The 12,605-nt window shown below is 37.2% G+C and carries 9 protein-coding genes; 2 read left to right on the top strand and 7 right to left on the bottom strand.

Annotated elements, in window-relative coordinates:
- From EZ449_RS11120 to proS, 5 genes are all read right to left on the bottom strand, one after another.
- A partial coding sequence (locus EZ449_RS11120; RefSeq protein WP_165499741.1) for an Ig-like domain-containing protein occupies positions 1-2,050 on the bottom strand: 2,050 nt, incomplete at its 3' end.
- Positions 2,051-2,569: 519 nt separating this feature from the next.
- On the bottom strand, positions 2,570-3,184 hold the full coding sequence (locus EZ449_RS11125; protein ID WP_131558690.1) for a Crp/Fnr family transcriptional regulator: 615 nt from the start codon (positions 3,182-3,184) through the stop codon (positions 2,570-2,572).
- A 121-nt stretch (positions 3,185-3,305) separates the two neighbouring features.
- Entirely contained in the window at positions 3,306-4,157 is an 852-nt protein-coding gene (locus EZ449_RS11130; protein ID WP_131558692.1) for a TIGR02757 family protein, read from the bottom strand.
- 208 nt (positions 4,158-4,365) lie between these two features.
- Positions 4,366-5,505, bottom strand: coding sequence for a cystathionine gamma-synthase (locus EZ449_RS11135; RefSeq protein ID WP_131558694.1), 1,140 nt, complete (start codon positions 5,503-5,505; stop codon positions 4,366-4,368).
- A 160-nt stretch (positions 5,506-5,665) separates the two neighbouring features.
- A complete protein-coding gene (gene proS, locus EZ449_RS11140) occupies positions 5,666-7,138 on the bottom strand; it encodes a proline--tRNA ligase (protein ID WP_131558696.1) in 1,473 nt (490 codons plus the stop codon).
- Positions 7,139-7,335: 197 nt separating this feature from the next.
- On the opposite strand from proS, the gene EZ449_RS11145 reads away from it, so the two are divergent.
- A complete protein-coding gene (locus EZ449_RS11145; RefSeq protein WP_131558698.1) occupies positions 7,336-8,331 on the top strand; it encodes a hypothetical protein in 996 nt (331 codons plus the stop codon).
- Positions 8,332-8,352: 21 nt separating this feature from the next.
- Positions 8,353-9,882: an OmpP1/FadL family transporter gene (locus EZ449_RS11150; RefSeq protein WP_131558700.1), complete on the top strand. Its 1,530-nt coding sequence runs from the start codon at positions 8,353-8,355 to the stop codon at positions 9,880-9,882.
- Positions 9,883-9,981: 99 nt separating this feature from the next.
- On the opposite strand, the gene EZ449_RS11155 is transcribed toward EZ449_RS11150, so the two are convergent.
- Together EZ449_RS11155 and EZ449_RS11160 are read right to left on the bottom strand one after the other, a co-directional pair.
- Positions 9,982-11,817 carry a UbiD family decarboxylase gene (locus EZ449_RS11155; protein ID WP_131558702.1) on the bottom strand — a complete coding sequence of 612 codons (1,836 nt, stop codon included), beginning with the start codon at positions 11,815-11,817 and terminating at the stop codon, positions 9,982-9,984.
- A 110-nt stretch (positions 11,818-11,927) separates the two neighbouring features.
- Positions 11,928-12,407, bottom strand: a complete 480-nt coding sequence (locus EZ449_RS11160) for a Dps family protein (protein ID WP_131558704.1) — start codon at positions 12,405-12,407, stop codon at positions 11,928-11,930.
- Positions 12,408-12,605 lie beyond the last annotated feature (198 nt).

The following is a 12,605-nucleotide window of genomic DNA, read 5'->3' on the forward strand; positions in this document are numbered from 1 at the left end:
GGTCGGCGGTAATCGTATTGTTTCCAACCAGCGGATTTACCGTTATCGTAACCGCCGAACTTACACTTGCCGCACAAACTCCTGCGGTAACCGTTCTCCTAAATTGGGTGGTTTGTGTAAGGGTTCCGGGCGTGTAGTTTTGGGTATTGTTCGTTCCTGCAGCAGCGACCCAAGTGCCTGATGAATTTTGCTCCCAATAATAAGTATACGTTCCGTTACCTCCTGTTGGCAAGGTTCCAGCCAATGCAATTGGTGCCGTTCCCGTGCAGATGGTCTGGTCGGCGATAATCGTATTGTTTCCAACCAGCGGATTTACTGTTATCGTAACCGCCGGACTTACGCTCGCCGCACAAACTCCTGCGGTAACCGTTCTCCTAAATTGGGTGGTTTGTGTAAGGGTTCCGGGCGTGTAGTTTTGGGTATTGTTCGTTCCTGCAGCAGCGACCCAAGTGCCTGATGAATTTTGCTCCCAATAATAAGTATACGTTCCGTTACCTCCTGTTGGCAAGGTTCCAGCCAATGCAATTGGTGCCGTTCCCGTGCAGATGGTTTGTGCCGCAGTAACGATATTGTTATCAATTATAGGATTCACAACGACATTAAATGTCGTCGATTTTGGCCCATTAGAACCAGCAGCAACAGCTGTAATTACAGCATTTCCTGAAAAATTAGCGGCCCAAGTAACAGTACCTGTAGCGATAGCAGTATTTGTGGAACTGTTGATTGTTGTTACAGAAGTTGAAATTGTTCCGGCTGTGTTCGGGCTTATGGCAAAAGTAATCGCAGTAGCAAAAGTAGCTGATGCTGTATAGGAGCTTGTTCCCGTACCTTGGCATCTTAAAGCTGTTCCTCCAGCATTAAAAACTGGAGAATCTACATTAGGTGAAATATTTATTGATACCACGGCATCATCGCAAGTAATTGTGCCATTGATGTTTGTACAAATGGTATATGTAAAAGAGTCCTGTCCGTAGTAACCAGTATTTGGAGTATAAGTTAATGTACCATTGGCCTCTTTTACAATAGTACCATGTGCAGAAGTTATTGGCACAATGTAACTCGATAAACTACCTTGACTAGTTGGAAAATCATTTGCCAATACAGGAATATTTATTGGTTGATTTAAAGATGTTCCTACTAAATCATCGTTTGCAGTTACCAATGTGATAAACTTAGTGTTAAATGCGATAAATGCTGGATCACTACTCCCACCGAGTTTGTACCTTAAAACGAGCGGTTGAGAGTAATTGGCAGAAGTAATTCCAAACGCACTTGCATCTGCGGCCCATATTCTAATTGGTCTATCTGTTTTAATAAAACCTGGTTGAATTACACCTGTATTTGGGTCGTAAAAATCTGGCAGCCAATTCCCCATTGATGAGATTGCCGCCTGATTAATGCTGATTTTATTACCAATTAAGTTGCCATTTCCATCTTCAAAATAAACCTCGTCTAAAGCGCCAGTAGCCTGAGCTACTTGAGTAATAACAATATCTGGAATACCATCGCCAATTTGAGTATCATTTGTAATTGCACCAAAATTAAAGCTTAAAGGTTGTGCAGTAGCGGGAATATTTGTTATACAAGAGCCCATATCGAGGCCTCTGATTCCTCTAGTTAATATTTGTTGTACAGTAATCGGTACAGAATATGGGTAAGCTCCACCATTATCAACCCCATCCTCCAACTGACCTAAGCCAACAAAGTTTGATGCTGTACCCGGTAAGGGAATATTTTTAACTGGAAATGCTTGGTAAGTACCAGGAGAAAAATTTACACCCTTGTTTGTTAAAATCGCGTCTCCTGCCCCTGTTGAATAAGTTTTTCCATTCCAGGTAAAACCAAGTAGGTTGTGCTTATTATCTGGCTGAATTGGATTAATGGCGCCTACAGCTGATGTCCAATATCCATTATAGTCTGTATAAAGTGCATTCGCACCGTACTGAGCAGATACTTTAGATATGCTTGCTGTTAAGATCGCAATTAATAAGCCTAATAATTTAAAAGTAGACGTAATTGTAAAAGGAAAGCGTTGTATAATCTTATTCATTTTCCAAATGGAAATAACATAGTAAAAACGTATTTAAGCTTCTCAAACGATGAGCACAAAATCTTCTCGAAGTGCAAGTTAAAAGCTTGAAGATTGATGTTTTGAAATAACGAATTAATCAGCTTTAGGAGCTGATAACTAATCACTTTTACAAGAATAAACGACTTTTAAATACTCTATTTTTGAGGGCGGCAAAAGTATATTATTTATTGCGCTCTCGCAAGTGGCTAAAACCAGTAATTTAGGGGTAGATTATTATACTTTAATTGCTAAAAACTGTCTTATCAATACTACAAAGTAAACTAAAAAAGAATTTAATTTCTTGTAAGACTACTTATAATTAGGTAATGCGATAGAGTTTTTTTGATAAAAATCAACAACTATCTAATCACATGTATAATTTATAAGACACTTTAGAGGCTGAAATGAATTTTTAAAGCAAAAAAAAAGGCCCAGATTTATTAAATCTCGACCCATTGCCGTATAAAGAAATTGTAATATTGAATATTTTTTAATCGCTTAAATTTTCGCTCTGATGCGACTTAACGTTTCTAATCTAATAGCAAGAAATGAAGCTATGTGCTTAAGTGAAACTCGATTAATTAAATCGGGAAATGAAAGTAAGAATCTTTTATATCGTTTCTCTGCGGAAGATATTCTACACAAGTAAGCCCTTTCCTCGGCCGACCTGTAATACAGTTCCATCATTTTTCTGCCAACTACATTTGCTTCTGGAAAGTTCTCATATAGATATTCTGATAGTACATGAGGTATGGCAATTAAATCTACATCTTCTAATGCTTGCAAATACTCTTCAGAATCTCCATCTATCCACAAATTACGAATGGTACCCACGACTTCATTTTCTTTCGCAATCCAAGTTGTAATTTCGGTATTCCCATCTTTAATGAAACCTCGCACAACGCCTTTTACAATTAAAAAAAGGTATTTGTTACGATCAACGGGTGATACTAAGTATTTGTTTTTTTTATAGCTTATTGGAAAAGTATGCTGATTGATGCGTCTTTCAATTTCACCGTTGAGTGGATGAAACTTTTTGAAAATTGAAATTAAAGGGGAAAAGTTGTTGTATTTTTTCCACCTATCTTCATCAGATAAATTAACTGCAATCATGTTTGTGAGCTAAGGATAGACTTTAATACTACGATATTTGTAGAATTACTATGTAAGTATATGAAGTTTGATTGAATAAAAGAAGTTTTAATTGACTTTTCTCAATTTTTATGTACAATATTTACATAATTCTTTCAATTCCTAGGCCAAAAAGTGCAAAATCGTACTTAACTGGATCGGCAGGATCGAATTGCCTTAGGTTTTCTGTTAGTTCAACCGCAGTTCGCCAGTCTGTTTGTTTCCGATTGATTAACCCTAATAATCGCCCCACCCTATCTACATGCACGTCGCAAGGGCAAATTAAGTTGCTGGGCTTTAGCGTATTCCATATCCCAAAATCGACGCCATTATTATCTTGCCTCACCATCCACCGTAAAAACATATTTAAGCGTTTACAGGTTGATTTTTGTTGAGGAGAAGAAATGTGCTTTTTAGTACGGTGTGGGAAATCCTCTAAAGAAAAAAAGTAACCTCGAAAATAATTTAACGCCTCCTCAATACTGAAGTTATTTTCTATATTAACTTCTAAAATCGGTAAACGTTTTATTTTTTGTTTTGATGAGGGAACTATTACTTTTAAGGGATAAGTAATAGTCTGGTTGGGAACAAATGCTTCTTCTAAACTTTGGCATTTAGCGTAATGTGCTTTAAAGAATGAGATAAAATAAAGCAGATCGGTATCGTTAAATGTGCGATGCTTAAAATTCAAGAGTTTTTTCAAATCATCATCGGAATGGTTCAGCACAAAATCGTATGGTGCATTATCCATTCGATTTAGCAATTCTCGGCATTTATTGATGATGGTTTTACGCTGCCCCCAAGCCAAAACTGCCGCAAAAAAGCCCGAAATTTCTATATCTTGTTTCTTTTCGAATTGATGAGGAATACAAATAGGGTCATTCGCAATGAAATCTGGCCGATTATACTGATCAACTTTGCTATCAAGAAAATTCTTTAACTCTAGAAATTGCATTTGGGTTTGTTTATACAAAAATAGCAGCACAAATGCTGCCACCTAAACCGGATTGAAACGATATCCTTTTTTGCGTACTAATTTATATTACAGAAAGCGCTCACAAAAAAGATTTAGTGTAAAGCCGGAGCAGCATTGATAGTTGCAGAATTTCGCTTTACAAAAAAACCTTCGGACAAATAAATGTGATCTGTCCGAAAGTTTTACTTTATGCCAAAGCATTTTCAAGATCTTCTAAAAGATCATCAATATCTTCTACCCCAACGCTTAAACGCAACAAATTGTCGATAACGCCCACTTTTTCTCGCTCTTCTTTAGGAATTGAGCCATGAGTCATAGTTGCTGGGTGATTAATTAAAGATTCTACACCACCTAAAGATTCTGCAAGGGTAAAAACCTTAAAGTTTGAAGAAATTCTGAAAGTTTCCTGCAAATCTGCGCCTTTTAAAGTGATGGAAATCATACCTCCAAAACCACGCATTTGTCTTATAGCAACATCATGATTTGGATGATCTTCAAATCCTGGCCAATAAATTTTATCAACTTTTGGATGGTTTTTTAAGTAATGGGCAATGCGTTCGCCATTTTCACAATGTGCTTTCATACGCAAATGCAAGGTTTTAATTCCCCTTAAAACCAAGAACGAGTCTTGTGGACCAGGTGTTGCGCCACAAGCATTGTAAATGAACCAAAGATCTTTGTAAAGCTGTTCATCGTTAGTTACCAAAGCGCCCATTACCACATCTGAGTGACCACCAATGTATTTTGTAACAGAATGCATTACAATATCTGCACCTAAATCAATCGGGTTTTGCAAATATGGAGATGCAAAAGTATTATCAACTGTTAAGATTAAATTTTTCTCTTTAGTAATCTTTGCTACACCCTCGATATCAATAATTTGCATGGTTGGGTTAGTCGGTGTTTCAATCCAAACCAACTTCGTTTTATCATTGATGTAAGGTAACATATTCTCTGGCTTGGAAAGATCAAGAAAATGAAACTTAATGCCATATTTAGTGAAGATCTTGGTAAAAATTCTGTACGAACCACCGTAAAGATCGTTACCAGTGATCACTTCATCGCCAGGAGAAAGCAATTTCAAAACGGCATCTGTAGCGCCCATTCCGCTAGAAAAAGCCAAACCATATTTAGCATTTTCTAAAGCAGCTAAACAATCTTCAAGCGCTTTACGTGTTGGGTTTGTTCCTCTAGAATATTCGTAACCCTTGTTATCTCCAGGAGATTTTTGCCAATAAGTTGATGTTTGATAAATGGGTGTCATTACGGCACCGGTTGTTGGATCAGGCTCTTGACCTGCATGTATAGCTTTTGTTGCGAATTTCATTTTTATATGTTGTAATAGTATCGAGTACTTAGTATCAAGACTGGAGTATTTAAGATCAAGATTCTATACTTTTTAACCTAAGCAAGAAGAATCCTAACTCCAGACTTTTTAAAACTTAGCAAGGAGACTCACGACTCCCAACTCAAGCCTCCAGACTCCCTTAATACGCTCTTGCGAACAGTACTCTTTGAATTGATGGTTTACCTGAATAAATACAAATTCCATCCTCCAATTGATTATCTAAAGGAATGCAGCGTATCGTTGCCTTAGTTTCTTCTTTGATTTTTTGCTCAGTTTCTGGTGTTCCATCCCAATGGGCAGAAATAAAACCAGCCTTTTCATCTAGCAATTGCTTAAATTCCTCGTAGCCATTGGCTTCAGTAATGTGCTCGTCTCTGTAAGCTAGGGCTTTATTATACATTGCTGATTGAATTTCTTCCAATAATTTAACGATGTAAATATCCAAGCCTTCTTGAGGAACAGTTTGTTTAAGTTTAGTATCTCTACGGGCAATTTCTACCGTTTTGTTCTCTAAATCGCGACCACCAATGGCAATGCGAATTGGAACGCCTTTTAACTCATAATCTGCAAACTTAAAACCAGGACGCTGTGTATCACGATCATCAAACTTAACTGAAACGCCCATTCCTTTCAAACGCATGCTCAGCTCATTTACATAAGCTGTTATTTTTGCCAAATCTTCATCGCCCTTATAAATTGGAATAATAACAACTTGAATTGGCGCTAACTTTGGTGGAATAATCAATCCAGAGTCATCGCTATGCGCCATTACCAATGCACCCATTAAACGTGTTGAAACACCCCAAGAGGAAGCCCAAACATGATCCAACTTACCATCTCTTCCGGTAAACTTTACATCAAAAGCCTTAGCAAAATTCTGACCCAAAAAGTGAGAAGTTCCGGCTTGAAGAGCCTTACCATCTTGCATTAATGCCTCAATACAATAAGTATCCAAAGCACCAGCAAAGCGTTCATTGGTCGTTTTTTTACCTCTGATAACCGGAATGGCTAACCAATTTTCGGCAAAATCTGCATAGATATGCAACATGCGTTCAGTTTCCTCAATGGCTTCTTGTGCAGTTGCATGAGCAGTATGCCCCTCTTGCCATAAAAATTCTGCAGTACGTAAGAATAAACGCGTACGCATTTCCCAACGCACAACATTTGCCCATTGATTAATTAAAATTGGCAAATCTCGGTAAGATTGAATCCAGCCTCTGTAGGTATTCCAGATAATGGTTTCTGAGGTTGGGCGAACAATTAATTCTTCTTCTAATTTTGCAGTTTCATCTACCACAATATTTCCGTTACCATCGTTTTTTAAGCGATAATGTGTCACAACTGCGCATTCGGTTGCAAAGCCCTCAACGTGAGAGGCTTCCTTAGAAAAAAATGACTTTGGTATGAATAAGGGAAAATAGGCATTTTGATGCCCTGTATCTTTAAACATTTTATCGAGCACGGCTTGCATTTTTTCCCAAATTGCATAGCCATTTGGCTTTATAACCATACATCCTCGTACGGCAGAATGTTCTGCTAAATCCGCTTTAATTACGATATCGTTATACCATTGGGAATAATCGGCTGCTCTGCTTGTAATTTCTTTGCTCATGTTATGTATTTGGAACGTAATTTGTGTGTTAAAAAATGTAAAATTGGTAGGCAAATTTATAAATTTATGCCTACAAACAATTAAGATTAACTAGCATTTATTTTATAACACTCTTTTGACTAATTAAATAGTTAATAATTAGTTAATTTTGAAGATTATCATTAAATTGTGAACACACACAACTAAATATAAACACAATGAAACCAATTAAATTTTTACCCATTGTTATGATTGCCACCGCTGGGTTGGTGGCATCATGCTCTACATCAAAGTTGGCGTCAGTTAAGCCATCTGATGATGTTTACAACACTGTCGCAAAAGCGAGAGAGGTTGAACCATATATTGCACCTCAAAATCAAGCACAGACGCAACAAGGTCAACCCGCTTATGATGATGAATATTATGGAACCAGTAATCCTTATTATGATATGGATTACTCTTCAAGAATAAACCGTTTTTATAATGGATATAGCTTCCAAGGTTACTACGATCCTTATTTTGATAATTACTATGGTGGAAATAGCTATGGTGCTACTAATTATTTAGGCTATGGAAATAGTTGGAGTAATGGGTATGGCCTAGGTGCTTGGGGTGGCGGATTTGGCGGTGGCTTCGGTTACGGCAGCATTTGGAACAATCCTTTTTACTATGGAAATTATGGCTACGGATACAATAATTTTGGCTGGAATTCTTGGGGTCCGTATTCTTACTATGATCGTTTCGGTTGGGGCGGTGGCGGATACTACGGCGGTGGCTGGGGTGTAGGCGGCGGCTATTATGGTGGCGGAGTTTACACAAACAACAACTATAGACCAAGACCTGGAAGCAATGATAGAGGAAATGGCAATAATTTTGGCGGCTCATCAGCAGGAAACGTTGGCAGACCATCAAGATCTGGAGTAGTTAATCAAAACGGACAAACTATGCAAAGTTATGCTCCTAATAACAATGCAGGAAGGCCTACACGTAATGCACAATCTGGCGGCAATAATGGATACAGTCCATCTCAAGGTACGCAAAGCAGCAGACCTACTAGAAACGAAAATTATACACCTCAACAACCTCAAAGAACCGAAAGTAGTAGACCAACCTACTCTCCACCACCATCGAGTAGTGGAAGTAGTGGCGGTGGATCAAACGGTGGCGGTGGCGGCGGAGGTGGCTCACGCCCATCAAGAGCTGGCAGAGGTTAATTTCAATTAGAAACACAACAAATGAAAAAATATATTTTAGCGTCATTGGTAGCTACAGTAGCTACCATTGGCTCAGCATACGCACAAAGTTATGCTCCTGATGCCTTTCGTTTTTCTCAAACTAATTACGGTAGTTCAGCACGATTTAAAGGAATGGGTGGTGCACAGATTGGAGTTGGTGGTGATATTGGCTCTATCAATGCGAATCCTGCAGGATTAGGTCTTTTTACTAAATCAGAATTTAGCATTACCCCCGAATTTAACAGTGTTTCAAATGAAAGTGCTTATTTGGGAAATAACATTAAATCGAGCAAAAGTCAGATCAACTTGAATAATATCGGTGCTGTTTTTTACAGCCCAGTGGCTAAATTAAAAGGTGCTAACGTTGATAAGGGTTTAGTGAGTAGTGTATTTGGGTTAAGCTATACTAGGAACAACGACTTTTTAAACAATATCGATTACAATGGTACTAACACCAATAGTTCTATTAGGGATTCTTATGTTGATCAAGCAAATAGTTTTGGAATTCAAAATTCAATCGCTGGAGATGCATATAATAGCTATTTAATTAATAGAAATGCTACTAATTTTCCTAATGGATTTTCTGCCGAACCTTATAATAATGCAACTTTTAAGCAAAATTGGAGTGAGAGCAGATTGGGCTCAACATCAGAATTTAACGTAGCTGGAGCATTAAATTTCGCTAATAAAGTTTATATTGGAGCAACAGCGAGTTTTGTAAATGTTAAATATACAAGTGACGCAGTATATACAGAATCTGGAATTGTAAATTCCTTTGATGACAAGTTAACTGTACCAGCTTATACAGGAAATGAAAATTACACATTATCACATTTGAGGAATCAGATCACTAAAGGTGGTGGATTCAATTTAAAATTAGGCTTAATTTATCGTCCGGTTAGTGAATTGAGAATTGGATTGAATTTTCAAACGCCAACTTGGATGAATATTCAAGATCAAACTGCGGAAACCCTACAAGCTAGCTTATATGGAAATGCTACTAATACAGCATCAACATCAAATAATCCAACTCAATATTATGATTTCAGCTATAACTTACGTACGCCGTTAAAGGCATCTGCTGGCTTAAGTTATGTTATTGGTGGTATGGCATTAATTTCTGCAGATGTAGATTACATTGATTATTCATCAATGCGCTTCTCTGCCGATGATGGCGGAAACTCATCAACAATTAGTGATAATAATGCTTTCATAAAAGCATCATACAAAGAGGCCATCAATTACAGAGTTGGTGCCGAGGTGAAAGTAAACACCGAGATTAGTTTAAGAGGTGGCTATGGAGTAAATGGAAATGGAATTAAAGGTGGCGATAACTCTTTCTATCAAGGCCAATATTATACTGCCGGTCTTGGATATAGAGTTGACAACTATTATTTCGATTTGGCTTATCAAAATTATAAAACAAATTTCAGTTCTAGTCCATACCTATTGGATGATTATACTGAACCAGTTGCAGATGTAAAAAGCAACAGAAATAATGTATTTCTAACTTTTGGTGTTAGATTTTAGTAATTATTAAAATATTTCTTAAGCTCCTGAAATTTTCAGGGGCTTTTTTTATGGGTTTTTTACGGAAATTACTTCAGTTTCATAAAATGACTATATCAATTAAATTATTCCAAAAAGCGGTTTCCCTTTTTCAGCCATCTTATCTAGCTTTTTTTCAACTTCAGCACTTTTTATCAATTCAGGTGCGTGGTGAGGTTTTTTTCGAGCATCAATAATCAATGAACCTTTGCAACCCCAATGTTTGTTTATGGTAAAATCGTTTATTCCGTATATATCAGCCGCGGGATTACTTCTGGTAAAAGTTACCCAAACTAGATTATCAATAGTCTTAGCGGTAAATTCTGAATCATCGGAAATAACAATTAATGGTAAACCAGAAATATCTTGATCGATCAAGGCAATGTTCAATAAGGCAATTTCAGCAGCAGTTTTCTCTGCACTTACATATTTATCACATTCTACAACAACAATTCCTGGTATTGCAAGGTGTGCTTGATAGCAACCATTTCCAAATTTCAAATCAGCTGGAATCTGACTCCACAAATCACGTTTTTTATTACCTGCCGCCGCTATAACTACTTTCGATCCGCTATTTAGTCCATCTCCGCTATAATCAAGTGTATCGATGGTGGTATTGGTGTAAAAGTGAATGTCTTTAGTAAAATCTATTCTTTCTAAAATGTGCGTAAGAAATTCCTCAATATGGTGTGTATTTAATTGCTCATTATCCTCCCTAGCTGCAATAAAAACGTACTTAGCTAGGCTTAATTGATTTTTTCCTAAAATATGATTGGCGATGGTGAGGATTTCTTGCGGTCGTCTTTCTTTTAAATATGGTGTATAACGCTCGCTGCCAATTGCGAACAGTAAGGGATGAACTCCTGCAGCATCAACCGCATGAACCTCTTTCAAACCATGAATTTCCTGTGGAATGGCCGAACCTGTAATTTCATGAATTAATGCACCGAAACTTGTATCTTCTTGTGGCGGTCGCCCGACAACTGTAAACGACCAAATTGCATCTTTTTTATGATAAACGTTATGCACTTTCATTAGCGGAAATGGATGCATCAAACTATAATATCCTAAGTGATCGCCAAATGGCCCTTCTGGTTTATTTTCGTTCGGATAAACAGTTCCTGTGATGATAAAATCGGCATCCGCAGAAATACAAAATCCCTCGTCATCGTAAAAATAACGAAACCTCCTATCCCCTAGCGCACCAGCGAAAGTCATTTCAGATAAGCCCTCGGGCAATGGCATTACCGCTGCTAAAGGATGTGATGGTGGTCCGCCGACGAAAATACTAACTTTTAAAGGCTGACCTAAAGCATTGGCTTTTGATTGATGAACACCAATTCCCCTATGAATTTGGTAGTGCAACCCTATTTCCTGATCTTGGATATAATCGTTACCGCCAAGCTGAATACGATACATACCCAAGTTTGCATTTAGAATTCCTGGCTTATCTACATCTTCAGTGTAAACTTGTGGCATGGTAACGAAAGGGCCGCCATCCATCGGCCAATTTACAATTTGTGGTAATTTGCTAATACAGGTTTTTAGGAATTTCTTTTTTGCCGATGTTGTTTTCATCGGCAGAGCCGACAATGCAGACATAGCAGAGCCAGCATATTTGAATGGATTTTTAAGCGCTTTCATCGGATCGTTCCTCAACGAAACCAATTGCTGCACTTTGGGTAGAGTATTCCGGAAAATGAATTTTGATCTCTCTAAAGTCCCGAATAAATTTGAAACCGCTGGAAATGGACTTCCCTTAATGTTTTCGAATAACAGCGCTGGACCTTGATTTTCGTAAACCCTTAAATGGATGGCAGCCATTTCTAAATAAGGATCTACTTCCTCTTTTATTCTAATTAAGTGACCATGTTTTTCTAGATCGGAAACACATTCTGCTAAACTTTTGTACGCCATGCTCAAAGATAAATAATTAGAATTTCTATAAAACATAAAAGCCTCAAATAAACAGATTTTACATTTAATCTATTTACTTGAGGCTTCTTTAACCTTTTTTTTATCGGTTATTATTTCTTTCCTGCGAAAGAACGTAACATCCAGGTATTTTTCTCCTTAAACTGCATGAAACGATTCACCATATCATTCGATCCGTCATCTCCAGCTTTATCGGTGGCTTCCAGTAACTCTCTTTCAATCTCTATTAATTTAGCCATGTCATCCAAAACGGCATCAACCATATCTAGGTCTTTTAGTCCAATGGTATCGATTTCCTTAATTTGAGATTCTTTTATATAATCTGCAAAACGACTGTGAGGTGGTTTTCCCAAAGTTAAAACTCGTTCAGCAATTTCATCAATGGTTAATTGTGCGTTGGTATATAATTCTTCAAATTTAACGTGAAGTGTAAAAAAGTTTTGTCCTTTAATATTCCAATGGCAACCTCTTAATTTTTGGTAATGAATATGGTAATTAGCCAAATAATCATTTAAAAGATCCACAACAGGTTTTACCTCTTTTTCGTTTAAGCTTATTTCTTTAGCGTCCATTTTAATTGTAATTTATTGTTATTTTGATGACTACGTAACAAACCAAATTTATAAAAGTTTTAATCTAAATTCTCATCAATACAATACCTTATTTATTACTTCGTTTATTAAGCAATACCATGCGAATAGTGGCTTTTACAAGTAATTGTGAATGAATTACATACAAATTTTAGTGTAGGAGAGCATACTTGTTTTTGC

Source organism: Pedobacter frigidisoli (genome assembly GCF_004331675.1).
Classification (GTDB): domain Bacteria; phylum Bacteroidota; class Bacteroidia; order Sphingobacteriales; family Sphingobacteriaceae; genus Pedobacter; species Pedobacter frigidisoli.